Source organism: Sphingopyxis sp. H115 (genome assembly GCF_001468465.1).
Taxonomy (GTDB): Bacteria; Pseudomonadota; Alphaproteobacteria; order Sphingomonadales; family Sphingomonadaceae; genus Sphingopyxis.
This window is the reverse complement of sequence record NZ_LNSA01000018.1, coordinates 67,734-93,062: the sequence shown is the minus strand read 5'-3', so window position 1 is coordinate 93,062 and position 25,329 is coordinate 67,734. Positions and strand designations below refer to the sequence as shown.

Sequence of the window (25,329 nt, the reverse complement as noted above, 5' to 3'; positions counted from 1 at the left end):
ACGCCCACCCCCACACCGCCGAGCTTCGCCGTTGCCTTCACGGCTGTCGCGGCCAACCAGAACGACACGGTGACCGTCCCCAACGGCTACACCGTCGACGTACTGCTGAAAGCGGGCGATTCGGTCGAGGCCGGCACGCCCTATTCGGGCAGCTTTCCCACCAGCCCCGCCGTTGCCGAAAAATGGGCCGGCGGCAATCATGACGGGATGGAATATTTCGCGCTGCCGAACGTCGATGCCAATGCCGGCGGCCTGCTGGCGATGAATTATGAATATCCCGATTTCAACATCCTGATGGACAATTACGATCCCGCAACCGCCAGCGCCGATCAAAAGGCGATCGCGCTGTCGGCTGTCGGCATCGGGGTCGTCGAAGTCACCAAGGGCAGCGACGGCAAATGGGCGATCAAGGACGGATCGACCTACAACCGCCGCTATACGGGCAACAGCAGCTATCGCGCCGGCGGCCCCGCCGCGGGCCTCCTGTCGGGTTCGATCAAGGGCATGCTCAACAATTGCTCGAGCGGACGGACGCCGTGGGACACGTACCTCACCTGCGAAGAAACCACCGACAATTATCTCGACCCGACGCAGCCCGAAGCCAATTATGGCTGGGTCGTGGAAATCGACCCGCGCCGCGAATTGGCCCAGCCGACGAAGCGCACTGCGATGGGGCGTTTCAGCCACGAAAACGTCGCGTTCATGTCGAGCAGCGATCGCCGCGTCGCCTTTTACATGGGTGACGATTCGACGCCCGGCTGCATCTATAAATTCGTGCCCGACCGCGCCTGGAGCGATACCAACCGCGCCGCGAACACCGACCTGCTCGACTATGGCACGCTCTATGTGGCGCGCTTTAACGGCGACGGCACGGGCGAATGGCGCGCGCTGGTCGTTGGTGAGAACGGCCTGACCGCCGGCGCTTCCGATCCGGGCAATGTCAGCCAGAGCGAGACGCCGCCGGCGCCGACGACGGTCGATTTCAACAATCAGGCCGATGTGCTGATCAAATGCCAGCAGGCGGCGCGCGTCGCGGGCGGCACCGTGATGGACCGGCCCGAGTGGCTGACCGTCGCGCCCGACAACAGCGCGATTTTCTGCACGCTGACCAACAATAGCGGCCGCCGCGTCACCGATCCGGCGAACCCGCGGATCCGCAACCTTCACGGTCACATCATCAAATTCCGTGAAGAGGGCGATTCGCCGCTGGCGACCAGCTTCAGCTGGGAAATCTTCCTGACCGCCGGCGATCCGTCGCTTTCGGCAGGCGGCAGCAACCTCGTGGGCGATATCAACGGCGATACCTTCTCCAGCCCCGATGGCCTCCGCATCGACCCACAGGGCCGGATGTGGATCCAGACCGATCATAGCGTTCCGGGCAATTCGGGCGTTCCGGGCACGACGATCGACGGTACCTTCGGCCACAATGCGATGTTCTATGTCGATCAGACGACGAAGCAGTCGAAGCGGTTCCTCGTGGGACCCGTCGGCTGCGAGATTACCGGGCTTGCCTATACGCCCGACCTCACGACCTTCTTCGTCAACATCCAGCATCCGACGGGCGACTGGCCGGTCGCCGGCGAACAGCCGCGTTCGTCGACCATCGTGGTGCGGCGCACCGACAGCCAGCCGGTCGGCAACTGATCGCGCGGGGGCCGGCCCGCTTCAGGGCCGGGCCGGCCCCGCCATCCTCGCTTCAGTCGGCTTTCGTCGCCGCTCGTTTGGGCGGAGGCGGCGGCGATCCGTCGCGTGTCTGCGACATGAGCGTCACGCACATCGTCCGGTGGACCGGGTGCCGACCACAGGCGACGCCTGCATATCGGTGCAACGGGCGCAGCAGGCTGTGGCGATGCCCGCGGTCGGGCACGCCATCGTCGATGAGCAGCTGGTCGACGACCCCGGCGGGCGTGTGATGCCCATAGGTGATGACTTCGTTGACATAGGGACCGCCGCCGCGTGCCCGCATCCGTTCGCCGGGTCCGGCTCCCTTCGTATAATGGCCGACGGCGCCCGATCGCGACTGGACCGCGACATGGTCGGCGGCCGCCCGCGCCAGCGCATCGCTCCATTCCAGCTTCGGTAACGGCTTTTCACGGCGCAGGTCCCGGATCGCCTCGTCGACTGCCACAACGCCCTCGCGCGTCATGATATCGATTTCGCTGTCGTCGTCGCCAATCAACAGCTTGCCCTCGAACCGTGGGCGATAGTCGGCGAGATATTCGGCATAGGCGGCGGGATCGCTGCGAAAGCGGTTGAGTTCGACGAAAACGCCTTCCTCGAACCGATCGGGCGCGGCGACCGCGGCGGGCGCCCCCATCGTAACGAGGAAAGCAGCCGAGAGAAGAAGGCGCGGTATCATATCGGCGCGATAAGGCCGCAAGTCTGAATGACGCGCAACGGCAAAGGCTGGCATCGAACGCGACTTGGCGCTAGGGGCGCAGCAACAGTGGCGCCGCGCCTAATCGCGCGCCGAATCTCACGGAGTTATTATGGGTTTCAAATGCGGGATCGTCGGCCTGCCCAACGTCGGCAAGTCCACCCTGTTCAACGCGCTGACCGAAACTGCGGCGGCGCAGGCAGCCAATTATCCCTTCTGCACGATCGAGCCCAATATCGGCAATGTCGCGGTGCCCGACGCGCGCCTCGAAAAGCTGGCCGCGATCGCCAGCAGCAAGAAGATCATCGCGACTCAGCTCGCCTTTGTCGACATCGCGGGCCTCGTGCGCGGCGCGTCGAAGGGCGAAGGGCTGGGCAACCAGTTCCTCGGCAACATCCGCGAGGTCGATGCAATCGTCCACGTCCTGCGCTGTTTCGAGGATGACGACATCCAGCATGTCGAAAACAAGGTCGACCCGGTCGCCGACGCCGAAACCGTCGAGACCGAATTGCTGCTCGCCGACCTCGAAAGCCTCGAAAAGCGCGTCCCAGCCTTTGCGAAGAAGGCCGCGCAGGGCGACAAGGAAGCCAAGATCGCGGCATCGGTGCTCGGTCAGGCTCTCGATCTCCTCCGCGAAGGCAAGCCCGCACGGCTTGTCGAACCCAAGGACGACGAGGAAGCCCGCGTGCTGCGCACGGCGCAGCTTTTGACCTCGAAGCCCGTCCTTTACGTTTGCAACGTCGACGAAGGCAGCGCCGCGAACGGCAACGCCTTCTCCGAAAAAGTCTTTGCCAAGGCGGCGGCGGAAGGCGCGCAGGCGGTCGTCGTTTCGGCGGCGATCGAAAGCGAACTCGTCACGATGGACATGGCCGACCGGCTCGAGTTCCTCGAAGAAATGGGCCTCCACGAAACCGGCCTCGCGCGCGTGATCCGCGCCGGTTACGAACTGCTCCACCTCATCACCTTCTTCACCGTCGGGCCGCAGGAAGCGCGCGCGTGGACCGTCCACACCGGCGCCACCGCGCCCGAGGCCGCGGGCGAGATCCACAGCGATTTCCAGAAGGGCTTCATCCGGGCCGAAACGATCGCGTACGACGATTATGTCACTCTCGGCGGCGAAGCGAAGGCGCGCGAGGCGGGCAAGCTGCGCGCCGAGGGCAAGGCCTATGTCGTCCACGACGGCGACGTGATGCACTTCCTGCACAGCTGATCTGCATAGCGATGCCGGGACCGGTTCGCGCCTAAAGCCACAAAAGCCCCGCATAGGCTCATCGATTTTGTGTCCTTTGTGGCCTTAAGGCAGCCAGGACACGGACGTACACGTCGAATGCCCTCTTCGTCGCTTCGGCAGAGGAGCGGAATTTTTTGACGCGATCAAAGAGCCGATCGACGCTGGCACGGCGCGATAATGTAGGACAGCGAATTTTCACCCATTGTCGATGTCAGCTTTCGAGTGAAAGCGGACGTCGGTTCCGCCCCCTCGTCACCCCGGACTTGATCCGGGGTCCATGACTTCGACGCCGCGATGGCTCCCGGATCAAGTCCGAGATGACGATGGGTGGGATATCCTCCCTGTGACGCAGCCATGGGGAGGACTTTACGTCCGCAATCGGTCGCCAACCGCCGTTGCAAGCGGGCTAAGGCTCGAACGCCGCCAGAATCGGGCACGGACCCCCGTCGCTCGCCGCGCATTGGTCGGCGAGGCGCGCCAGCGCGGCGCGCGCTGCCGTCATCTGCGCGATTTTTTCGTCTAGCGCTTCGATCCGCTTCCGCGCGAGCGTTCGGACACGCACGCGGTCGTCGCTCGCCTCGAGCGCGAGCAGTTCGGATATCTCTTCGAGCGTGAAACCCGACGCCTGCGCAGAACGGATGAATTTGAGACGCCGGAGATCGTCCGCGTCATAACGGCGTACACGGCCGCCCCAGCCGCCGCCGGCGCGCGCGGGCGTACCCATCAAGCCGCGTCGCTGATAATAGCGCACCGTCTCGACCCCGACGTCCCCTGCCGCGGCCAATTTTCCGATCGTCAGTTGCATCACTTGACTCCGTACCATGGTACGGACGCTATATGGGGTGCATGAAAAGCCAAGCAACCCTCCACCGCATGGTCATGCCCGGGCACATCTGCCCCTATGGCCTCAAGGCAAAATACCTGCTCGAAAGCCGCGGCATCGCCGTCGACGACCGCCGGCTGACGACCCGCGAGGAAACCGACGCATTCAAGCGCGAACATGGCGTCGCGACAACGCCGCAGACCTTCATCGACGGCGTTCGCATCGGCGGATATGACGACCTGCGCCGTCATTTCGGGTTGAAGGTCGCCGATCCCGACACGACCAGCTACACCCCCGTGATCGCGCTGTTCGCAATGACTGCGCTGATGGCGATCGCGGCCAGTTTCGCCGTCGAAGGTAATCCCTTCACCCCGCGCGCCGCCGAATGGTTCATCTCGTTCAGCATGATCGTGCTCGCCCTGCTGAAATTGCAGGACGTCGACAAATTCGCCACGATGTTCTTGAATTACGACCTGCTCGCACGCCGCTGGGTCCCCTATGCCAGCATCTATCCTTTTGCCGAGGGGCTGGCGGGTGTGTTGATGACTGCGAACGCCCTGCCCTGGCTGTCGATCCCCGTAGCGCTTTTCATCGGTGGCATCGGCGCGGCTTCGGTGTTCAAGGCGGTCTATGTCGACAAGCGCGACATCAAATGCGCCTGCGTCGGCGGCAGCAGCAAGGTGCCGCTGGGCTTCGTCTCGCTGACCGAGAATGTCATGATGGTCGCGATGGCGCTGTGGATGGCGCGTATGTGGCTTTAGCGCGAGGACCATCGGTCATTGATGTAACGCACGGCTCGGCTATCGAGGGGCATCGATTCGCCCCACGGAGCCCCGCCATGTTCAACCGCCGCCATTTCCTTGCCGGGGCCACTTTTGCCAGCCTTGCCGCCCCCGCGATCCTCCGCGCCGAGGGTGGCGTCTTCCGCGAGTTCCCGTTCAGCCTGGGTGTCGCGGCGGGCGATCCGGCGAGCGACGGCTTCGTCATCTGGACGCGCCTCGCCCCCGAACCGATGGAGCGCCACGGCGGCATGCCGCTGGCGATCGTCCCGGTCGACTGGGAAGTCGCGAGCGACGGCGGCTTTCGCGATGTCGTCGCCAAGGGCACCGAACTCGCGCGCCCCGAACTCGGCCATAGCGTCCATGTCGAGGTCGCTGGGCTTGGGCCGGACCGCCCCTATTATTACCGATTCACTGCGGGCGGCGAACGCAGCCTGCGCGGCCGCGCGCGCACCCTGCCCGCGCCCGGCGCAAAGGCCGACGCGCTGAAATTCGGGGTCGCCGGGTGCCAGCATTTCGAGGCGGGCTTTTTCGGCGCCTATCGCCATCTTGCGCGCGAAGACCTTGCCTTCGTCTATCATTATGGCGACTTCATCTATGAATATAGCCAGGATTATCTGTTCGACGCGGGCCTGCCGACCCGGCCGGTGCGCAAGCACGCGTTCCGCAACCTGATCGACCTTGGCGACTTCCGCCTCGCCTACGCACAGCAACTCGGCGACATCGATTTGCAGGCGGCGCGCTGCACCCACGCCTTCCTGTCGAGTTTCGACGATCATGAAATCCGCAACGACTGGGTTTCGGACATCGACAATTGGAAGCTCGGCCTCGACGGCAATGATCCCGAAGCCGCGCCGCCCGAGGTTTTCATGCTGAAGAAACAGGCCGCGATGCAGGCATGGTACGAACATATGCCCGTACGCAAGGCGCTGCTGCCGCGCGCCGGCATGGTCGCGCTCAATCGCGAATTCCGCTGGGGCGACCTGATGGCGATGCAATTGCTCGACACGCGGCAATATCGCAGCGACCAGCCGTGCGGGGACGGCTTCAAGCCCGCCTGTCCCGGCGTGTTCGACAAAAAGGCAGAGGTGCTGGGCAAGGCGCAGGAAGAATGGCTGGGCCGCAACCTCACGAAAGGCGGCGCGACCTGGAACGCGTTTGCGCAGCAGGTCACGATGATGTCGCTCGACCGCCGCCGCAAACCCGATGAACCCGCGAAGATCCTCAATCTCGACAGCTGGGCGGGTTATGAAGCGCCGCGCGAGCGCATCTTGTCGCGCATGGCAGGGCTGAAGAACAATGTCGTCCTGACGGGCGACGAGCACCAGAATTTCTGCGGAGACCTGGTGCATCGCGACAAGGTGGTGGGTGCCGAGTTCGTCGCGACATCGATCTCGAGCGGCGGCGACGGCAGCGATCAGCGACAGGGCACCGCCGACTGGCTCAAGGAAAATCCCGAGCTCAAATTCGCCAACGACCAGCGCGGCTATGTCGTGTGCGACGTCACACGCGACGCCTGGCAGACGCATTTCATGGTCGTCGACAAGGTGACGACTCCGGTGAACACGCTGTCGAAACGCGCGACGGGGCTCGTCGAGCGCGATGTCGCAGGGATCAAGATGGCGTGACCTGTCGCCGGACGGTCACAAAGGCGCCATAGCGGAGCGCCCATGAACCGCCTTCTGTCGTTGCTGCTCGCCTTCCTCCTTCCCCTCGCCGCGCAGGCGCAGGAAGGAGGCGTTCGCAAACCCGTCACGCTCCTGATCTCGATCGACGGCTTTCGTGCCGACTATCTGGATCGCGGGATTACGCCGAACCTCTCGCGGCTCGCGGCCGACGGTGCGCATGGCAAGCTGCGCCCTTCATTCCCCACCAAGACCTTCCCCAACCATTATGCGATCGTCACGGGCAAGCGCCCCGACAATAACGGCATCGTCGGCAACAATATGATCGATCCGCGGCGCCCCGGCGTGAAGTTCAGCCTGGGCGATCCGAAACAATCGCTCGATCCCTTTTGGTGGGACGAGGCCGAACCGGCGTGGGTGACGGCGAGCAAGGCGGGCGTGCGCAGCGCGACGATGTTCTGGCCGGGGAGCGAGGTCGCGATCGACGAGGCACGCCCCGCCGACTGGCTGCGCTACGACGAGCATGTCGGCTATGCGCAGCGCGTCAACACGATCCTCGACTGGATGCGCCGCCCCGCCGATATCCGCCCCGCCTTCGTCACGCTCTATTTCGAGGCAGTCGACAGCGCGGGGCACGAATTCGGTCCCGACAGCGCCGAGGTCAACACCGCGATCGCCGGGGTCGATGCGCGTATCGGCGAGCTTGTCTCGGGCCTGGCGAAGCTGGACCAGCCCGCGCAAATGATCGTCGTCGCCGATCACGGCATGCGCGCGATCGACGCGAGCCGCGTGATCCAGCTCGCCGACCTGATCGACCTCCCCAGCATCATCGCGGTCGAAACCGGCCCCTACGCCGCGATCGAACCCGCCGCCGCGACCGACAACCGCGTGTATGACGCGCTGCTGAAACCGCACGAGCATATGCGCTGCAACCGCCGTGAGGAATTGCCGAAGCGGCTGCATTATGGCCAGAACCCGCGCGTCGCCGCGATCATCTGCATCGCCGAACCCGGCTGGACGATCCTCGCGGGACCGCCGACATGGCCGGTCAGGGGCGGCGCGCACGGCTATGACAATCAGGATCCCCAGATGCTCGCGCTGTTCGTCGCGAGCGGCACTGGCCTCAAGGGCGACCTTGGCATTGTCGACAATATCGAGGTCTATCCGCTGCTGATGTCGCTCCTGGGCGTCACGCCGCTTGCCAGCGACGCGGCAGGCGTGCTGGTCAGTCGCGCAGCACTGCCATCGCGCGGATCGACGCGGCCGGCGCGTTGACGATCTGGAGCTGGTAACGTCCCGGCGTCACATCATATTCGACCAGCTTGCGAATGCCCGAACAGCCCGGCCCATGGCCGTGCGCGACCGATTTCCGGGCCACGCCATCCTGGACAAGATCGATCCACGCGCCCTGATCGAGTGCGATCATGAGCCGCCCCGCCCTTTTGACCTCAATCGGGATCATCCCGCCGAATTTATGGACGTCGGGCTTGCGCTCGGGGGTGGTGCCGTAGCGCAGGCTTTCGAACCGGTGCAGTGGCAGCATGGTCCGTGCTGCGCCGAGCGGCGACCAGTCGGCGCCAAGGTCGTCGCCATAGGCATAGATGGTCCTGCCCGCCGCGTCGCGCGACCAGCCTGAAAGCTCAGGCGGCAGCACGGGTTTGCCGGAGCAGGAAGCATCTACATTCGCCTGCGGAGCAGAAGCGAACGCGGGCGAGGCAGCAAGCAACAAAAGGGTCATGGCGCGAAACTTCATCCTATTTCCTCCAGACTTCCCGCATCGAGATTTACATCGGCACCACCAAAAATGGGACAGTGGATAAAAGACCGCCCCCGACTCCCGCAACCAAGCCAAGGCCCGCGCGAACGCGCGCCTTGGTGGTCAACCCGAATATACCGAAGACGATGGCCAGAAGCGAAAAAAGCAACCCGAGACCCGTCATGGGAAACATGAAAAACAGCAGAAAGGACAAAAGGCCGAATATCAGGGCCGCCGTTCCCGGAAAGCGGAAATTCGCTATGTCTGATGATCCTTCTTGCGGGCCACTCACGTCGTTCATTCCTGTTCCTCCCTCAAACGAAGCCTCGCCGTTCATGCCCCCCAAGATGCGCGGGCCTCATTTCCTCCCGAACAATTTCTCGACATCGTCCATCGCGAGCTTCACCCACGTCGGGCGCCCATGGTTGCACTGCCCCGAATGCGGCGTCACTTCCATCGTGCGGAGCAGCGCGTTCATTTCGGCAACGCTCAGTGTCCGTCCCGCCCGCACCGATCCATGGCACGCCATCGTCGCCGCGACCAGTTCGAGCCGCTCACTGAGCCCCAGCGCGGCGTCATAGCCGGCAAGATCGTCGGCGATGTCGGTCACGAGCTTCTGGCAGTCGATCGCGCCGAGCATCGCAGGGGTCGCGCGGACCATCACCGCCGCCGGGCCGAAGCGTTCGAGCTCGACGCCGAGCGCCGCGAGCTGCAGCGCGGCCGCTTCGAGCCGGTCGCAGGCGGGTTCGTCGAGTTCGACGACTTCGGGGAGCAGCAGCCCCTGCGATGGCACCGCCTGCCCGCTCATTCCGCGGCGGAGTTGCTCGAGCACCAGCCGTTCGTGCGCGGCGTGCTGGTCGACGATGACGAGCCCGTCCTCGGCCTCGGCGACGATATAGGTTTTCGCGATCTGGCCGCGCGCGATGCCGAGCGGATGGGCCTCGGCCTGCGGCGCGGGAGCCACCGCGGGTTCGGCGCGGCCCATCGGCAGCGCATCGCGCGGCGGTGCGAAAGCGACGATACGGTCGCGCAGCAAGGCGGTCGTCGCCGGATCCTCCTCGGCGCCGAACAGGTGCGCGGCGGGCGCGTGCGGATAGGGCAAATGCGACGCGAACAGCGTCGGCGCCGGCGACTGCGGAGCGACAGGTTCCTGCTGCCAGGCGGCGAGCGCGGCCTCGGCGGGGCGCTGGACGCTGCGAAAGCCATGCTCGTCGAGCGCGCGGCGGAGGCCCCCGACGATCATGCCGCGGATCAGCTGCGGATCGCGAAAGCGCACCTCGGTCTTGGCCGGATGGACATTCACATCGACCTCGCTCGTCGGCACGTCGAGGAACAGCGCAACGACCGGATGGCGGTCGCGCGCGAGCAGGTCAGCATAAGCGCCGCGCAGCGCCCCGACGAGCAGCCGGTCCTTCACCGGACGGCCGTTCACGAACAGATATTGGTGATCGGCGATCCCGCGGTTGTACGTCGGCAGGCTGATAACGCCGCCCAGATGTACCGCGCCGCGATCGAGATCGATTCCGACACTGTTCGCGGCGAGATCGCGGCTGGTGAGCGCGGCGACGCGCGCAACCCGGTCCTGGTCGCCCTGCACATCGAGCACGCGGCGCCCGTCATGCTCCACCACGAAAGCGATATCGGGCCGCGCCATCGCAAGCCGCCGCACGACATCGAGGCAAGCCGCATATTCGCTGCGCGCGCTGCGCAGGAACTTGCGCCGCGCGGGGACGCGCGCGAACAGATCCTCCACCATCACGCGCGTGCCCTTCGCAAGCGCCGCGGGCCCCTCGGCGGCGACGGCGCCATTGTCGACGACGCGTTTCCAGCCGTCGCCACCTGCGATCCGGCTTTCGAGCGTCAGCCGCGCGACACTCGCGATCGATGGCAGCGCCTCGCCGCGAAAGCCCATCGTCGCGACATCCTCGATCGCGTCGGTCGGCAACTTCGACGTTGCATGGCGTTCGAGCGCGAGCGCCATGTCGGCGGCGGTCATCCCGCACCCGTCGTCCTCGACCTCGATCCGCGAAATTCCGCCGTCGGCGATTCGCGCCGATATGCGAGTCGCACCGGCGTCTATGGCGTTTTCAACCAGTTCCTTGAGCGCTGCGGCGGGTCTTTCAACCACTTCACCGGCTGCGATCCGATTTACGAGCTTTTCCGGAAGGCGACGTATTGACATGGGGGCTCTCCTAGCGCAGTCGGACGCAAATCGCGACCCACCCGCACAGCCTGATCATTCCGTCCAGCGAGTCCCCCCAGACGAGCCGGAATCTCCCCCTGATTGAAGCTGTCGCCGGGCCGGCGCGCGGAAGCAATCACGACAGGGGCACGGGGCCGTTTCGGGGGCCGAGGGCGCCGATGACAGGAAGCAGTATAGATGTCCTTCTTTTCCCGCTGGCTTAAATTCAACTCGCAAGACATGGCTATCGACCTCGGCACCGCGAACACGGTTGTTTATGTGCGCGGCAAGGGCATCGTACTCAACGAGCCTTCGGTCGTCGCGGTCGAGACGCTGAACGGGATCAAGCGGGTCAAGGCAGTCGGCGACGATGCCAAGCTGATGATGGGCAAGACGCCCGACAGCATCGAAGCGATCCGCCCGCTGCGCGACGGCGTCATCGCCGACATCGACGTCGCCGAACAGATGATCAAGCATTTCATCACCAAGGTGCACGGCGGCAAGCCAAACGCGTTCCGCAGCCCCGAGATCGTGATCTGCGTCCCCTCGGGATCGACCAGCGTCGAACGCCGGGCGATCCGCGATGCCGCATCGAATGCCGGCGCCAGCGAAGTGTGGTTGATCGAAGAGCCTATGGCCGCTGCGATCGGCGCCGACATGCCGGTAACCGAGCCCATCGGTTCGATGGTCGTCGATATCGGCGGCGGCACGACCGAAGTCGCGGTGCTGAGCTTGCGCGGCCTTGCGTATACGACGTCGGTCCGCGCGGGCGGCGACAAGATGGACGAGGCGATCGTTTCCTATGTCCGCCGGCATCATAATCTGCTGATCGGCGAAGCGACTGCCGAGCGGATCAAGAAGGATTTCGGGATTGCGCGCATCCCTGCGGACGGCACCGGCCTGACAATCCACATCAAGGGCCGCGACCTTGTGAACGGCGTTCCCAAGGAAATCTCTATCAACCAGGCGCAGATCGCCGAGGCGCTGTCCGAACCGATCGGCACCATCGTCGAGGGTGTGCGGATCGCGCTCGAAAACACCGCGCCCGAACTCGCCGCCGACATCGTCGACCAGGGCATCGTGCTGACCGGCGGCGGCGCGCTGATCGCCGAACTCGACGAACTGCTGCGCGACGCGACCGGCCTGCCCGTCACGGTGGCCGAAGATCCGTTGACCTGCGTCGCGATCGGCACCGGCCGCGCGATGGAAGACCCCGCCTTCCGCGGCGTGTTGCAGCAAGCTTGATACCAAGGCGCTGAACCATGGCTCGCCCGGCACATCGGCGTCCGGGGCAATCCCGAAAGGCCCAGTACAGCCTGTTCGCTGCCTATGTCATTGCGGTGACCGGGGCGGTGGCCGGGCTGCTTCTGGCGATCCTGTCGGTGGTCGACCCCGTGGGTTTTGCCCAGCTGCGCGTGGCAAGCCAGGAAATCGCCGCGCCGGTCGCGCGCGCGTCGCGGTCGGTTATCGGATCGATCTCGGGCATCGACGACACCGTCGGCGCCTATGTCCGCGCGGGCACGCAGAACCGGCGGCTCCGCAAGGAACTCGCAGACACGCGCCGCGAACTGGTCGCGACCAGTTCGTTGCAGGAAGAAAACCGCCAGTTGAAGGCGCTTCTCAAGCTGCAGGAAACCGACAAGACCGCGCTCGCCAACGGCTATCTCCTGACCTCCACCTCGACCAGCAGTAAACGTATTGCGCTGCTCAGCATCGGCCGCAATCTCGGTGTCGCCGCGGGCCAGCCGGTACGCGGCGCCGACGGGTTGATCGGCCGCGTGCTCGGCGCGGGGCCATCGGTCTCGCAAGTGTTGCTGCTGACCGACGTCGATAATATCGTGCCCATCCGCCGCGCGCGCGACGGCCTGCCCGCGCTCGCCAGCGGCCGCGGCAATGGCGACCTCGACGTTCGTACGCTGAACATTGCGAACAACCCCTTCAAACCCGGCGATATCCTTGTCACCTCGGGAACCGGCGGGCTGTATCCGCCCAATATTCCCGTCGCGATCGTGGTGCGGCGACAGGACGACGGCGCGCTTGCCCGGCCGCTCGCCGACCCCGGCAAGGTCGATGCGGTGTCGGTGCTGCGCCCCTATACGCCCGACAATATCGAAGCGCAGGGCTTGCCCGGGCCCGCGGCCCTCGCCCCTGCGAAAGCACCATGAGCCAGAAAGGGCCGCGCCTCGGCGAACCGGCATCGCTGTGGCGGATGCGCATCGTGCCGATCGCGAGCGTGATGTTCGCCTCGGCCCTGCCGCTGATGCTCCCTTTGATCGCCAATTCGCCGGTCCTGCCGCCGCTCGGCCTGCTGTTCTTCCTCTGCTGGCAATTGCTCCGCGCCGAAATGTGGCCGGTGTGGATCGGTCTTCCGCTCGGCCTTTGGGACGATCTGTTCAGCGGCGCGCCGATCGGAACCGCCGTCGGGCTGTGGACCCTCGCCAGCATCGTCATCGCCTATTCCTCGCAGCGCATCTATTGGCGCGGCTTTTTCCACGACTGGGCCATTGCGGCCCTGCTCGTCGCCATCGTCCAGTCGCTCGCGGCGCTGATCACCCATCCGCACGCGGATATGGGCCGGGTGCTGGGCCTCGTCGTACCGCAGATCGTCATTTCGGCGTTGCTCGTGCCGCTATTCATGCGCCTGACGGGCAAGTTTGACAATTTCCGCCTGAAGCGCCGATAGACTGGTTCCAACCCGCAAATGCCGAAGAAGAGTCCGCCGATTACCGAAGCCTGGAGGGGCATAACCTTCACCCGCCGCGCGCTTGTGGTCGGCGGGGCGCAGGCGGCGGTCGGCGTGGCCCTCGCAGCGCGGATGGCCTATATTTCGGTGGTCGACAATGATCGCTATGTGCTCGAATCGGAAAGCAACCGCGTCAACCTGACGCTGATCCCGCCGCGGCGCGGCTGGATCGTCGACCGCAACGGCAAGGCGCTTGCGAACAATCGCGTCAGCCTTCGCATCGACATCATCCCCGACCGGCTGCACAATAGGAAGATGGTGCTCGGCCAGCTCCAGACATTGCTGCGGCTCGACGGCGACGCGATGGAACGCATCAACCGCGACCTCAAGGCCGCGTCGGGTTTCCAGCCCGTTGCGGTCAAGGAAGACATGACCGAAGCGGAATATAGCTCGATCCTCGTCCGCCTGCCCGAATTGCCCGGTATCGCGCCGCAGCGCGGCTTTGCACGCAATTACCCGACCGGCGCCGCGGTCGGCCATCTGATCGGCTATGTCGGCGCGCCGAACGCGGAGGAATATGAAAAGGCGAAGGATCCGCTCTACATCACCCCCGGCTACAAGATCGGCAAGGACGGGCTGGAGAAATATTTCCAGAAGATGCTGAAAGGCGAACCCGGCGCGCGTCGCGTCGAGGTGACCGCGCGCGGCAAGGTCGTCCGCGACCTGTCCACCCAGGCCGATGTGCAGGGCAAGACGGTCCATTTGACGATCGACGCCGACCTGCAGGAATTTGTCGCGCGGCGCATGGGTCGCGAGTCGGGCGCGGCCGTGGTCATCGACTGCCACAACGGCGACATCCTCGCCTTCGTCTCGATGCCGAGCTTCGACCCCAACAGTTTTTCGGACGGGATCAGCACCAGCGAATATGCCTGGCTGCGCGCCGACGATCACCAGCCGCTGATCAACAAGGCGACGCGCGGCCTGTATCCGCCCGGATCGACGCTGAAGCCGATGGCGGCGATCGCCGCAGTCGAACATGGCGTCGATCCCAGCGAGCGCCACACCTGCGTCGGCGGATACCGCCTGGGCAACCGCTTTTTCCGCTGCCTAGGCACGCATGGCAGCCTCGACATGCCCTCGGCGATCATGAAAAGCTGCAACAGCTATTTTTACTGGCTGGCGCATCGGCTCGGCTATGATGCGATGGCCCCGACCGCGCGGCTGCTTGGGCTCGGCGAGGAATTCCAGCTTGCCGGCAGCAACCAGCGATACGGCACCATTCCCGACAGCGCGTGGAAGATGAAGAAATACGACCAGCAATGGTCGGCATCGGACTCGCTGAACGCGGTCATCGGACAGGGCTATGTCAGCGTCAATCCGCTGCAACTCGCGGTGATGACCGCGCGGATCGCATCGGGCCGCCGGCTTTACCCGCGGCTGATCAACCGCGAATTCCAGAACGAGCCCCTGCCCTTTTCAGCCGAGGCGCTCGCCGCCGCGCGCCACGGCATGGACCTTGTCGTCAACGGCCCGGGGGGAACCGCCGGACGCAGCCGGCTTCCGCTCGACGGCATCACCATGGCGGGCAAGACGGGGACCGCGCAGGTGCGTGGGCTCAATACCGGAAACGGCAAGGCGGGGACGTGGAAATTCCGCGACCACGGCCTGTTTGTCGGCTTCGCGCCGGTGGACAATCCGCGCTATGCGACCGCCGTCGTCATCGAGCATGGAATGGGCGGCAGCCGCGCCGCCGCGCCGGTGGCAAAAGACTTCATGACCTTCCTTTTCGACCGCGAGAAGGCGATGGAAGCACTCACCACCTTCGAGGCCGGCTGGGGCGGAACGATCAAGGAACGGATGGACCGCGACTATGCGGCGTGGAAATCGGGCGCGGCGAGCGATCCCGATCCGGGGGTACCGCAATGATCCCCATCCCGCCAGCAATCCAGCGCATTCCGTGGAAACTGATCGCCATCCTGAGCGGCATCGCGGGCTTTGGCCTGCTCGTCCTCTATTCGGCGGCGGGCGGCAACTGGTCGCCCTGGGCGCTGCAACAGGGCGCACGCTTCCTCATTTTCCTGACCATGGCGCTCGTGATCGGGCGCTTCCCGCTGCGCATCTTCGAGGAGTTCGCCTATCTTGCCTATATCGGCGTGCTGGTCCTGCTGTTCGCGGTCGAACTGCTCGGTTTCGTCGGCGGAGGCAGCCAGCGATGGCTCAACCTCGGTTTTATGAACCTTCAGCCGTCGGAGTTGATGAAGGTCGCGATCGTCGTCGCGCTCGCGCGCTTCTATGCGCAGCTTCCTCCAGGCAATACGCGCACCGTCACCGCGCTGTGGCCCGCAATGGTGATGATCGGGCTCCCCGCCGCGCTCGTCATGCTGCAACCCGACCTCGGCACCGCGCTGTCGATCTGCGTGGGCGGCGTTGTCGTGATGTTCGTCGCAGGGTTGCCTTTCTGGTGGTTCGGCAGCACCGCCGTTGCCGGACTCGCGGCGCTGCCCGTGCTCTTCTCTTTCCTGCACGACTATCAGCAGAAACGCGTGCTGATATTCCTAGACCCCGAAAGCGACCCTCTCGGCGCCGGTTATCATATCAGCCAGTCCAAGATCGCGATCGGGTCGGGCGGCATCGGCGGCAAGGGTTTCCTCAACGGATCGCAGAGCCATCTCGACTATCTCCCCGAAGGCCATACCGATTTCATCTTTGCAACGATGGCCGAGGAATGGGGACTGATCGGTGGGCTGGCGCTGCTCTTCGGCTTCTTCCTGCTGTTGCGCTGGTCGACGCGCGTGGCGCTGAAGGCGCGAACGCGGTTCGGGCAACTCGCCGCCGCGGGCCTCACGATGACGATCTTCTTCTATATCGCGATCAACCTGATGATGGTGATGGGCCTTGCCCCCGTCGTCGGCATCCCGCTTCCGCTCTTTTCCTACGGCGGCTCGTCGATGCTGACGATCATGACCTGCGTCGGCATTGTGCTGGCAATCGAAAACGACAGCAAAACGGGCACGCGGCGCTTTCACTGACAAAAAAGTGCAAAAGGCCATTGCCAAGCATAGGGCGCCATGATAGCGGGCCGCTCTCTTCACGACACGGAGGCGTTGCTCCCATGTCGTGAATGCCGGAAACCGGCGGTGGACGCATAGCTCAGTTGGTAGAGCAGCTGACTCTTAATCAGCGGGTCCTAGGTTCGAGCCCTAGTGCGTCCACCATTTTTATATATTTTCAAAAACTTATCCATCTACGGTCTTGAGACGATTCTCTGCCAGTGCGGGAATTCGGAGGTGGCACCAATGTCGAGCAAGGACGCTCGCACGGGCATCCGACACAATGTCAAATTGACCCGGCTGACTCGTCTTTTCACCGCCCGCGACAAGATCACCGATCTTCATCTTCACCAGATCGCAGCCTCTCAGCTTGCTGTCGATCGCAAGATCGAAAACAGCCCTGTTCCGAAGCCGATGCTCTGGATCCAGGCGAAAGGGAATTGCCTATATCCACGGCCGCTTTGCACCAAAATGCGGGCGCGGCGAAGTTAGCTGTCCCTCACTTGCTTTCCTCTGCAGGAAAGACCTGCTGCAGCATCGACAGCATGGCGGCGCGCCCGCGTTCGGATATCCGCACGATGACGCGGCGACCGTCGAGCGGATCGGCGAAGCGCTCGATCAGCCGGGCTTCCTCGAGCCGGTCGATGCGGCGGATCGCCGCCGCCGCCGACTCCCCTGAACTCAGGATAAGCTGCTTGACGTACAGGACGCCGCCTTCCTCATAGGAAATGAACAGCTCGAGGATCATGTCCCACGCCGAATCGCGCAGCAGCCCCTTCGGCAGCACCCCGGCCATGCGGTTGCGCGCCTGAAGCAGGTGGCGCGCGCCTTCAACGAGCCCGCGTTCCGCGACACTCGCCTCGCGTCGTGCTGCACGCGACAGCGCGTCGAGGGTTCGGTGCATAACCCGCGCGGGCGGGTCGTCGATCTCGGTTTCGTCGCGGCGGTACATCATCTGCCCCTCCTTCACATTTGCACGTCGGCAGATCGCGGCGCCCCCACGCTTGCGACCTCCTTCGGCGCGTTCCGGTCCCTTTCTCGTGAAATGATGCCGCGACGCCTCAACCTTTCGGCTAGCTCGTGGACCCGGCTGCCGTGCGAGCCCTTCACCAACAGCACATCGCCGTCGCGCAGATCGGCAAGCAGCAAGGCCTCGATATCTTCAGGCGCCCGCGCGCGCAGTCCGCGCCGATCCGCGGAAAGCGCTTTCCAGAAGCCGTCGTAAAGGTCGCCGACCGCGTGCACACGTGCGATTCCGGCCGCCGCGGCAAGCGGTGCGAGCGCGGCATGGTAAGCGGCGGCTTCATGGCCGAGCTCGCGCATTTCGCCAAGTAGCGCGATCTTGCGTCCCGTCGTGTCCATATCGCGCAGCAGGGCGAACGCCGTCGCCATCGAACCGGGATTGGCATTGTAGCTGTCGTCGACCAGCGTGACGCATCGCCCGCCGAGAGTGAGCCGGTGGACATCGCCCCGGCCTGCCACGGGCACGAAGCTGGCGAGCGTGGCGATCGCCGGCTCTATATCGTGGCCAGCGGCCGCGACCGCGGCGAGTACGGCAAGGCCGTTGAGTGCCATATGCTCGCCCGCAGCGCCCAGCCGGAAGCGTCGCTCCCCCCCGAAGATCGACGCGTGGATCTCGCCGCGCGCCGGGTCATAGGCAAGGAGACGAAAATGGCAGTCGGGCGATCGGCCGTAGTGAACGATACGAAGCCCACGCGTCGTCGCGGCCATGTGCACCTGTTCCCATTGAGCCATATCGCGATTGAGGACTGCGGTACCGCCCGGTTTCATGCCACCGAAAATCGCACTTTTCCGAGCCGCGACGGTAGCCAGGTCGTGATGAAATTCGAGATGCGCGGGCAGGATGTTCGTGAAGATCGCGACATCCGGCCGCGCTAGCCGTGCATTGCGCGCCATCCGGCCGATCGCAAGTTCGAGTACGACATGCGGCACGTCCCAGCGGATCGATGCTAGATTCCAGGCGATCCCGTGCGGCAGGTTGGCATTATGCCGTGTCTGCGCAACGTCGCCATAGGGCGCGAGTGCATGTGCGAGCATCGCGACCGCGGTCGTCTTGCCCGCGCTTCCAGTGACCGCGACGACCTGCCCCGAGAGCTTCTGACGGGCATAGCGTCCGAGGTCGAGAATCGCGCCGCCGACGTCGCCGACCCGCAGCAGCGGTGCACCGTCCGGTACCGCCTCTGCCCCGCCGGCCGCAATCAGCGCAGCCGGCGTCTCGGGCAATCGTGCGACCCGCCGCACGTCGACCCCGACCTCACCCTCGCGGAGCCGCACGGCGACCATGTCGCCCTTGCGCATCGTCATCGGCGCGATGCACAGGCCGGCTGCCGTCCATCCGTCGGACGGTGGCCGAACCCATTCACCTCCGGTCGCCCGGACGAGATGGTCGGCGGTCCAGCCAATGTCCTCGCGCACAGGGACGGGCTTCTCGTGCGCGAAACCGCCCCCGTCTTCGCAGTCCAGCAGGTAACGGCGATATGCGACGAGCCCCGACAGATAATGCTCGACATCGTCGATCCGGATGCGAAAGCCATGATGCCGAATGAAGAAGCTGCCGGCGATCCGGTCCGGGCGAGCATAGAACATTGCAAGTTCCGGCCAGAAGTGACCGTTGACCAGATAGTTGGCGCGCAGATGAAGCGCCTCGTAGAAGCGCGCGATGTCGAAACCGTCGAGAAGATGCGCGAGTGCGGGTTCGCCGCGCAGGCGCGCGATCATGCGCTCGGTCGCCATCATCAGTTCGAGCAGCGTCGGAAAGGTCGTGATGCGTTCGGCGACGAATTCGAGATAGCCACGGATATTATCGAGGCCGAAGCGGAAATAGACCTCGGACGGGTCGTGGATCGTCAACTCGTTGACACAGTAGCTCAGCCAATGGTCGTGCGCGGTCCAGTGGCGCTCGCGCACGAAGTGAAGAAAGGCGCGCTCGACGGCTTCGAGCCAGCGAATATTGCCCGTAACGCCGAAGAGGCGCACGAGGGCGAAGGCCGCTTCGCCGTCGTAATAGATGGTCCGAAACGGTTGCTTCACCGCGAGCGAGGGATAGTCGAGGACATGCACGAAGCGGCCGCTCACCGCGTTCTGCATGTAGACCATTGTGCGTGCGAGCCGCTCGCACAGGGCGTCGTGGCGCGTATCGCCGGTCAGGTCGCGATATTTCACCAGCGCCAGTATCGCCACCGCATTGCCTCCGAGTTTCACCTCCTCCCCTGCATCGACGAGAAAGGCCGCCGCGTCGCCGCCCGGGAGGGGGCGATCGGCTATCAGTTCGCCCGTCAGATAGGCTAGCGCGCGCTCGATCGCGGTGCCGAGAACGCGGTCGCGGGTGACCTCCCACGCCTCCATCATCGCGTAGAGCGTGCTCGCGTGGCGAAGGCTGTTATAGGCGGCGATCGGCCGATCGAAGCAGGGGTGCCAGCCATAGGTGAACCGCCCGTCGTCCCCGACCTGGGATGCAAGATAGGCGCTTCCCCGCTCAATCAGGCCGGCAACCGCTTCGGCGTCGAGCGGCGGCAAGGTACGCCGGCCGCTCGACGCGCCCTTGCCCTCGATTGCATGGATGCCGTCGTCGCCGGAGAAGGCGCCGCGCGTGGTGAACAGCCATAGCGGCCGTTCATCGCCGAACGCGACATTCCGCAACCCGTGGCGCCGTTCGGCATAGCGTCGAAAATTGCGCTCGTTGACCGTCGCCGCCGGCTCGCGCGGACCGCCATAAAGCATCGCATTGGCGTTGATCTCGGTTTCGAGGAATGCCTGCTCGAAGCCAGCGTCGAGCGAAATTCCGAGCCGGAAATAATTGCGCTTCACGTCGCCGAGCCGGGCACGCAGAGCGCCCCAACTGGTGCGTTCGACCGCATCGACCCAATCCGCCCGCAACCAGCGCGCTTCCCTGCCCGCCGCGTCCATCAACGCCGTCGCGCGCGTCCAGGCGTCGTCCGCATCGCAGCCCACGACGGTGCGGACCTCGGCTCGATGCGAGCCATCGGTCCAGGAGAGGAAGAGAATCACCCGTTTCGCCCCGCCCGTCACCACCGGTGCGATACCGCCAAGGGCGGCACGCAGCTCGGCGAGCCGGGAGGCGAATGGCAAGTTCACCGCTCGCGCAGCGCCTCCCCGGCGCGGTTGAGCGGCTTCATCAGATATTGCAGGACAGTCTTCGTCCCCGTGTGGACATCGACCGTCGCGATCATTCCCGGCACGATCGGGAAACGTTTGCCCTGCTTGTTGCGCAGCGTGTCGGACTTTGTGCGCACGAACACACGATAGTAGAATATCTCAGGCTGCACCTCGTCACGGATCGTGTCGGGCGAGATCGTCGTAACGACCCCGTCGAGTCCCCCATAGATCGAATAGTCATAGGCGGTGATCTTGACGGTGGCCCGCTGCCCGGGGTGTATGAACGCAATGTCGCGCGGCGACATGCGCGCTTCGATCATCAACCGGTCGTCGAGCGGCACGATTTCCATCAGCTTGCCATTCGGCGGAATCACGCCGCCTTTCGTTGACACTTCGATGCTTTTCACGATGCCGCGCACCGGTGAGCGGAGCGTCAGCCGTTCGAGCGTGTCGGACCGTCCGCGAACCACAGGTGCGAGCGCCTTGACCTCCTCGTCTGCCTTGGCCAGCTCCTGCCGCGCGTCGACCACATATTGCGAGCGCAGGTCGGCTTTCTTGAGCTGTAGTTCGGCAAGCTGGCGCTTGAGCCGCAAGACCTCGACATTGCTGGCTGCGCCGACTTCGATCAGCGACTCTCCAATCGCGAGTTCCTTGCGGATGAGCGCAATCGACTGGTCGATAAGGCCGAGCGAGGATGACAGGCTTGAGCGCCGCGCATCATATAGGCGCTGCTGCTCTGCCTTGAGGTCGCCGTAATCGGCGAGTGCATCGGGAAATTCGAGCGCAGTCTGGTTGACCTCGGCACGCAGCCGCGCCGATGCCGCGAGCGCAGCGCGATATTTGGCCGCACTTTCCTCCACGGTCGATCCGGCTTGCGTCGGGTCGAGCTGGGCCAGGACCTGTCCCGGCTTCACGATCTGGTCCTGGCGCACCAGCAGGCGCGACAGGATGCCGCCTTCGAGCGACTGGATGACCTGCTCACGCGATGTCGGCACGACGCGCCCGCCTCCAGTCGCCACCTCGTCGAGTTCGGCGAACCAGGCCCAGAGCAGACCGGCGGCAAAGAGCGCGGCAAGCAACCAGACAAGCCTCGCCGCCGTGCCGAGCTGAACATCGCCGTCCACGGCGAGCCAGGGTTCGGGGGCGGCGCCGGCCTTCATGCCACCCCGCCCTTCGTCCGCATCCGTTGCAGCGCCGCCGTCTTCTTGTCGTCGAGCACGACCTGCCCCTCGTGAATCACGATGATACGGTCGACAAGCTCAAGCACGCGCATGCGGTGCGTTGCGACAAGCAAGGTGCGGTCGCGGCTCCAGTCGCCAAAGCGCTCGATGAAAAGACGCTCGGCCGCCTCGTCCATCGACGCGGTCGGTTCGTCGAGAAGGAGTACCTGCGGCTCGCGAAGCAGCAACCGCGCGAGAAGAAGCGCCTGCACCTGCCCGCCCGACAGACCGACACCGCCCTCGAGGACCATCTGTTCGAGCCCAGCCCGTGAGCGACGTATGAAGCCATCGGCCCCGACCATTGCCAGCATCGCCATAATGTCGTCGTCGCTCGCTTGCGGTCGTCCGAGCCGCAAATTGTCGCGGATGGTACCGTGAAACAACCGACTGCCCTGCCCGAGCAGCCCCACGTCGCGGCGGACATCGGCAGGGTCGAGTTGGTGAAGTGCGAAGCCGTCGAGCAGCACCTCGCCGGAGATCGGCTGGAGGAGGCCTGAACAGGCCTGAAGGAGAGTCGACTTTCCGGCGCCATTGCGGCCGAGAATGGCGATCTTCTCGCCCGCCGCGATACCGAGGTCGGCGAGCGAAAGTGCCGGCGGCGAATTGGGGTCCGAGTAACGAAAAACCGCCGAACGAAACCGGTAATTCCCTGCGACGGCGGGAATCTGGATCCGGTGCTCATCGTCGGGGTCGTCGACGGGAAGCGCCATGATCTGGTCAAGGCTACCGATGCCTACCTTCGCCTGCTGGAGCCGGTTGAGCAGCTGGGCGACGTGCGAGACCGGCGCAATCATCCGAGAACCGAGGATCGACGCTGCGACGAGGACACCGGTCGTGATTTCGCCTTCCATTACGAGCGGGGCGCCCACGAAGATGGTCGAGGCGTAGACAGCATTCTGAATATTATGCGTCCATACGGTGAGGCTGTTCGTCAGGCCGCGAAGCTTGAGCTGCGCTTCGGCCGCCGCGGAATTGAAATGATTCCATTGCTGCTGGAAGCGCGATTCCGCCTGGAGGGTCTTGATGTCTTCGAGTCCCTGGACCGCCTCGACAAGCATCGCGTTGCGAAGCGACGCCTCGCGCATCGCCTCGTTCGCGTAGGCGCGCAGGCGCCGCTGTGCGAGCAGACCGGGCAGCACGAGCAGCACCAGGGCTCCAAGCGGCACGATGGCAAGCGGTCCGGCGATGAACCAGAAGATCACTAGGAAAAGCAGGAAAAAGGGTATGTCCGCGATTGCCGCGACCGTGGTCGAGGTGAGCAGTTCGCGGACTTGCTCGAGATCGCGCAACTGGGCGATGAAGGCCCCTGTCGACGTGGGCCGGTCGCGGTTGCGTACGCGCAGCGCGTGCCCGAACACCTGGTCGGACATGCGCAGGTCGGCACGCTTGCCAAGCAGGTCGATAATCCGCATGCGCAGTCGGCGAAACAGGAAGTCGAAGCCGATCGCGAGCAGCACACCGACGAACAGGATATAAAGGGTCGGGAAGGATTGGGCGGGAATGACGCGGTCGTAGACCTGCATCGAGAAAAGCACCCCCGCGAGCGCAAGGCTGTTCGCCACGAGCGACGCGATCAGAATGTGCCAATAGGCACGCGCATCGCGCAGGATCAGGCGCCGTAGCCAATGCTCTTCAAAAGGCTGGATATAGGTATCGACCCGCGCGTCGCGAAGCGCGCGGACCGGTCGCACCGCGACGAAACGCACCGCGGCCTGGCAAAGCGCCTCGACGGGCATCTCGTTGGTCAACGCTTCGCGCCCATCGATCGCAAGGGTCGCGCGGCCTGCGGAATCGATCGCGCCGACCACCGCAAGGCGCCCGTCCGCGAACTCGGCGATCATCGGCAGGCGACCCGGCGCGAGGCCTGCAGAATCGACGGGCTCGAAACGAAGGCGGAGGCCCGCACCGCGCGCGAGAACAGCGAGGCGGCGGTCGGGATCTTCGCCCTCCTGCCAGAGGCTGGCGCGCCTCGACGCCTCCGCCGGTCCGGGAAGCCGGTAATGATGCGCCACGAGCCGCAGCGCCTCGACCCAGGCCTCGGCACGAAATTCAGCCGCCGGTGCGGTTGCCGCCGTCACAACATGATCCCCCGCACCGTCATTCCGCTCAGTCCGAAGAGCAAGCGGCCTGAGCCGGTTTGAAAGACACAGGAGGCCTCGAGCCGACGGAGATCGAAGCGCGTATTGACCAGATCGAACCGCGCCTGATGCAATTCTTGTTCGGCATTAAGGAGGTCGACCAGGGTGCGGGTCCCCATGTCGAGATATTGCAACCGGTACAGACGCCCTGTCTCGTCCATGCTGTCGCGCCGTGCCGCGAGGGTGTCGACGACGACGCGAAGGCTCTCGAGCTGCTGCCGCGCTTCAGCGATCTGCCGCATGACGTCATGGCGTACGCGCGCGACGGCGGCCTCGGCGGCACCCAAGGCATAGGCGGCCCCGCGCGCCCGCGCGCGCCGGGCACCGCCGCTGTAAAGAGGCGTCGAGACGTTGAAACCAATACTATATTGCGCGCGCCGCGAAGTGGGGTCGAACAGGTCGGTACCGCCGTTGGCGCCGATAGAAACGGTCGGCAGCCTGTCGGCGCGGCTCCGCTCGAGCGATGCGAAGGCTTCGTCACGCTCGGCCCGGGCCTGCAGAACCGCCGGGACGAGCGACCAATCGAGCGCGCCGCGTTCACAGGCACCGTGCAATCCCGGTGGCGGATCGGCCGATATCTCCGGGGCGACCTCCCGGCCGAGCAGATAGGCAAGATTGCTTTCCCAACGCCGCTGTTCTGCTTCGATTTCCTGGCGCGACACGTCTGCAGCCTGAACTCGCGCCTGCGCCTGCAATGCGTCGGACTTGGTGCTTGCGCCGAGCCGGTACCGATGATGGACGAGCTCGTTGATATCCTCGATGCTCGCGAGTTGGTCGCGCGCCACCTCAAGCAATGCGCGGTCACGTTGAATTTCGATTACCGCATAGCTTGTATCGCGGATCAGGCTGTCGACGGCAAGCAGCAGGTCAGCGTGCCCGACCCGAGTGCCGGCTTCAGCGATCTCGACCGAAGCCTTCGTCTTGCCGAAGTCGAAAAGCATCTGGGACGCGGACAGGTTGGCCCGCGGCCGCCAGCCGCTGTCGACAAGATTGTCATATCCCGAACCGAGGCTGGCACTGAGCTGCGGCCGATACCCCGCCTTGGCGACCTCGACCTCTTGCCGGCGTTCGTTGACCCGTGCGACCGCTTCGGTGACCGACGGGTGCCACCGCACCGCTTCGCGAACGGCTTCAGGCCAACTCAAGGGCTCGGCGCCAGCGGGTGATGCTCCCATCAGGATTGCGGCGCAGAGACCCAACGCTCCCATGTCGGCCGAATGTCGAATCGATCGTTGCGTGCGCGACGTGCCTTGCGGCATACATCCTCCGCCGTTGTATTGACCTCTCGAGGATCGCACGACGTTCGCGGTCGACGCGATTCCATATCC

General features: G+C 64.8%; 20 protein-coding genes, 1 tRNA gene and 1 pseudogene. 11 read left to right on the top strand and 11 right to left on the bottom strand.

Annotation, left to right across the window (positions count from 1 at the left end; genetic code table 11):
• Positions 1–1,644, top strand: a 1,644-nt coding sequence (locus ATE71_RS13710; RefSeq protein ID WP_058803926.1) for a PhoX family protein, incomplete at its 5' end; no start/stop codon positions are given.
• Positions 1,645–1,696: 52 nt separating this feature from the next.
• Here the strand turns inward: ATE71_RS13710 and ATE71_RS13705 are convergent.
• Positions 1,697–2,359 (bottom strand): CAP domain-containing protein, encoded by a 663-nt coding sequence (locus tag ATE71_RS13705; protein WP_160328039.1) that lies wholly within the window; start codon positions 2,357–2,359, stop codon positions 1,697–1,699.
• 130 nt (positions 2,360–2,489) lie between these two features.
• Here ATE71_RS13705 and ychF point away from each other — a divergent pair, with 130 nt between their 5' ends.
• Entirely contained in the window at positions 2,490–3,587 is a 1,098-nt protein-coding gene (ychF, locus tag ATE71_RS13700) for a redox-regulated ATPase YchF (protein ID WP_058803924.1), read from the top strand.
• A 427-nt stretch (positions 3,588–4,014) separates the two neighbouring features.
• Here the strand turns inward: ychF and ATE71_RS13695 are convergent, their stop codons facing one another.
• Positions 4,015–4,413, bottom strand: coding sequence for a MerR family DNA-binding protein (locus tag ATE71_RS13695; RefSeq protein WP_058803923.1), 399 nt, complete (start codon positions 4,411–4,413; stop codon positions 4,015–4,017).
• A 41-nt stretch (positions 4,414–4,454) separates the two neighbouring features.
• Here ATE71_RS13695 and ATE71_RS13690 point away from each other — a divergent pair, with 41 nt between their 5' ends.
• The 3 genes from ATE71_RS13690 (at position 4,455) to ATE71_RS13680 (ending at position 8,110) form a co-directional block, all read left to right on the top strand.
• Complete coding sequence (locus ATE71_RS13690; RefSeq protein ID WP_235588018.1) at positions 4,455–5,192, top strand: MauE/DoxX family redox-associated membrane protein; 738 nt, start codon at positions 4,455–4,457, stop codon at positions 5,190–5,192.
• Positions 5,193–5,269: 77 nt separating this feature from the next.
• Entirely contained in the window at positions 5,270–6,838 is a 1,569-nt protein-coding gene (locus tag ATE71_RS13685) for an alkaline phosphatase D family protein (protein WP_058803920.1), read from the top strand.
• A 42-nt stretch (positions 6,839–6,880) separates the two neighbouring features.
• On the top strand, positions 6,881–8,110 hold the full coding sequence (locus tag ATE71_RS13680) for a nucleotide pyrophosphatase/phosphodiesterase family protein (protein WP_058803918.1): 1,230 nt from the start codon (positions 6,881–6,883) through the stop codon (positions 8,108–8,110).
• Here the strand turns inward: ATE71_RS13680 and ATE71_RS13675 are convergent.
• From ATE71_RS13675 to mutL, 3 genes are read right to left on the bottom strand one after another with little or no spacing between them, the layout of a single operon-like run.
• Positions 8,061–8,588: a hypothetical protein gene (locus ATE71_RS13675; RefSeq protein ID WP_058803916.1), complete on the bottom strand. Its 528-nt coding sequence runs from the start codon at positions 8,586–8,588 to the stop codon at positions 8,061–8,063. The genes ATE71_RS13680 and ATE71_RS13675 overlap by 50 nt on opposite strands.
• A gap of 31 nt (positions 8,589–8,619) precedes the next feature.
• Complete coding sequence (locus tag ATE71_RS13670; protein ID WP_152998783.1) at positions 8,620–8,892, bottom strand: hypothetical protein; 273 nt, start codon at positions 8,890–8,892, stop codon at positions 8,620–8,622.
• A gap of 57 nt (positions 8,893–8,949) precedes the next feature.
• On the bottom strand, positions 8,950–10,773 hold the full coding sequence (gene mutL, locus ATE71_RS13665; RefSeq protein WP_058803913.1) for a DNA mismatch repair endonuclease MutL: 1,824 nt from the start codon (positions 10,771–10,773) through the stop codon (positions 8,950–8,952).
• 198 nt (positions 10,774–10,971) lie between these two features.
• Between mutL and ATE71_RS13660 the strand changes: the two genes are divergently transcribed.
• The 6 genes from ATE71_RS13660 (at position 10,972) to ATE71_RS13635 (ending at position 16,671) form a co-directional block, all read left to right on the top strand.
• Entirely contained in the window at positions 10,972–12,018 is a 1,047-nt protein-coding gene (locus ATE71_RS13660) for a rod shape-determining protein (RefSeq protein WP_058803912.1), read from the top strand.
• Between the two features lie 17 nt (positions 12,019–12,035).
• Positions 12,036–12,938, top strand: coding sequence for a rod shape-determining protein MreC (mreC, locus tag ATE71_RS13655; RefSeq protein ID WP_058803910.1), 903 nt, complete (start codon positions 12,036–12,038; stop codon positions 12,936–12,938).
• Positions 12,935–13,456: a rod shape-determining protein MreD gene (locus tag ATE71_RS13650; RefSeq protein WP_058803908.1), complete on the top strand. Its 522-nt coding sequence runs from the start codon at positions 12,935–12,937 to the stop codon at positions 13,454–13,456. The genes mreC and ATE71_RS13650 overlap by 4 nt, the downstream gene beginning before the upstream one ends.
• 18 nt (positions 13,457–13,474) lie before the next feature.
• On the top strand, positions 13,475–15,382 hold the full coding sequence (gene mrdA / locus ATE71_RS13645) for a penicillin-binding protein 2 (RefSeq protein ID WP_058803907.1): 1,908 nt from the start codon (positions 13,475–13,477) through the stop codon (positions 15,380–15,382).
• Positions 15,379–16,485 carry a rod shape-determining protein RodA gene (gene rodA, locus ATE71_RS13640; protein WP_058803905.1) on the top strand — a complete coding sequence of 369 codons (1,107 nt, stop codon included), beginning with the start codon at positions 15,379–15,381 and terminating at the stop codon, positions 16,483–16,485. The genes mrdA and rodA overlap by 4 nt, the downstream gene beginning before the upstream one ends.
• A gap of 110 nt (positions 16,486–16,595) precedes the next feature.
• Positions 16,596–16,671, top strand: a tRNA-Lys gene (locus ATE71_RS13635).
• Between the two features lie 90 nt (positions 16,672–16,761).
• On the opposite strand, the pseudogene ATE71_RS22910 reads toward ATE71_RS13635, so the two are convergent.
• From ATE71_RS22910 to ATE71_RS13605, 6 genes and pseudogenes are all read right to left on the bottom strand, one after another.
• Positions 16,762–16,947 (bottom strand): annotated as a pseudogene (locus tag ATE71_RS22910) (integrase); the annotation flags it as partial.
• Between the two features lie 58 nt (positions 16,948–17,005).
• Positions 17,006–17,461, bottom strand: a complete 456-nt coding sequence (locus tag ATE71_RS13625) for a winged helix DNA-binding protein (protein ID WP_152998782.1) — start codon at positions 17,459–17,461, stop codon at positions 17,006–17,008.
• A gap of 11 nt (positions 17,462–17,472) precedes the next feature.
• A complete protein-coding gene (locus tag ATE71_RS13620) occupies positions 17,473–20,622 on the bottom strand; it encodes a UDP-N-acetylmuramoyl-tripeptide--D-alanyl-D-alanine ligase (protein ID WP_082665211.1) in 3,150 nt (1,049 codons plus the stop codon).
• Positions 20,619–21,803 (bottom strand): HlyD family type I secretion periplasmic adaptor subunit, encoded by a 1,185-nt coding sequence (locus tag ATE71_RS13615; RefSeq protein ID WP_058803899.1) that lies wholly within the window; start codon positions 21,801–21,803, stop codon positions 20,619–20,621. Before ATE71_RS13615 ends, ATE71_RS13620 begins: the two co-directional genes overlap by 4 nt.
• Positions 21,800–23,941 (bottom strand): type I secretion system permease/ATPase, encoded by a 2,142-nt coding sequence (locus ATE71_RS13610; RefSeq protein ID WP_058803897.1) that lies wholly within the window; start codon positions 23,939–23,941, stop codon positions 21,800–21,802. The genes ATE71_RS13615 and ATE71_RS13610 overlap by 4 nt, the downstream gene beginning before the upstream one ends.
• On the bottom strand, positions 23,938–25,146 hold the full coding sequence (locus tag ATE71_RS13605; protein WP_235588017.1) for a TolC family outer membrane protein: 1,209 nt from the start codon (positions 25,144–25,146) through the stop codon (positions 23,938–23,940). The genes ATE71_RS13610 and ATE71_RS13605 overlap by 4 nt, the downstream gene beginning before the upstream one ends.
• Positions 25,147–25,329 lie beyond the last annotated feature (183 nt).

Bases quoted from the DNA above. Each gene is read 5' to 3' on its own strand.
- ATE71_RS13705 (WP_160328039.1), bottom strand. From the start codon at position 2,359: ATGATACCGCGCCTTCTTCTCTCGGCTGCTTTCCTCGTTACGATGGGG.
- ychF (WP_058803924.1), top strand. From the start codon at position 2,490: ATGGGTTTCAAATGCGGGATCGTCGGCCTGCCCAACGTCGGCAAGTCC.
- ATE71_RS13695 (WP_058803923.1), bottom strand. From the start codon at position 4,413: ATGCAACTGACGATCGGAAAATTGGCCGCGGCAGGGGACGTCGGGGTC.
- ATE71_RS13690 (WP_235588018.1), top strand. From the start codon at position 4,455: ATGAAAAGCCAAGCAACCCTCCACCGCATGGTCATGCCCGGGCACATC.
- ATE71_RS13685 (WP_058803920.1), top strand. From the start codon at position 5,270: ATGTTCAACCGCCGCCATTTCCTTGCCGGGGCCACTTTTGCCAGCCTT.
- ATE71_RS13680 (WP_058803918.1), top strand. From the start codon at position 6,881: ATGAACCGCCTTCTGTCGTTGCTGCTCGCCTTCCTCCTTCCCCTCGCC.
- ATE71_RS13675 (WP_058803916.1), bottom strand. From the start codon at position 8,588: ATGAAGTTTCGCGCCATGACCCTTTTGTTGCTTGCTGCCTCGCCCGCG.
- ATE71_RS13670 (WP_152998783.1), bottom strand. From the start codon at position 8,892: ATGAACGACGTGAGTGGCCCGCAAGAAGGATCATCAGACATAGCGAAT.
- mutL (WP_058803913.1), bottom strand. From the start codon at position 10,773: ATGTCAATACGTCGCCTTCCGGAAAAGCTCGTAAATCGGATCGCAGCC.
- ATE71_RS13660 (WP_058803912.1), top strand. From the start codon at position 10,972: ATGTCCTTCTTTTCCCGCTGGCTTAAATTCAACTCGCAAGACATGGCT.
- mreC (WP_058803910.1), top strand. From the start codon at position 12,036: ATGGCTCGCCCGGCACATCGGCGTCCGGGGCAATCCCGAAAGGCCCAG.
- ATE71_RS13650 (WP_058803908.1), top strand. From the start codon at position 12,935: ATGAGCCAGAAAGGGCCGCGCCTCGGCGAACCGGCATCGCTGTGGCGG.
- mrdA (WP_058803907.1), top strand. From the start codon at position 13,475: ATGCCGAAGAAGAGTCCGCCGATTACCGAAGCCTGGAGGGGCATAACC.
- rodA (WP_058803905.1), top strand. From the start codon at position 15,379: ATGATCCCCATCCCGCCAGCAATCCAGCGCATTCCGTGGAAACTGATC.
- ATE71_RS13625 (WP_152998782.1), bottom strand. From the start codon at position 17,461: ATGATGTACCGCCGCGACGAAACCGAGATCGACGACCCGCCCGCGCGG.
- ATE71_RS13615 (WP_058803899.1), bottom strand. From the start codon at position 21,803: ATGAAGGCCGGCGCCGCCCCCGAACCCTGGCTCGCCGTGGACGGCGAT.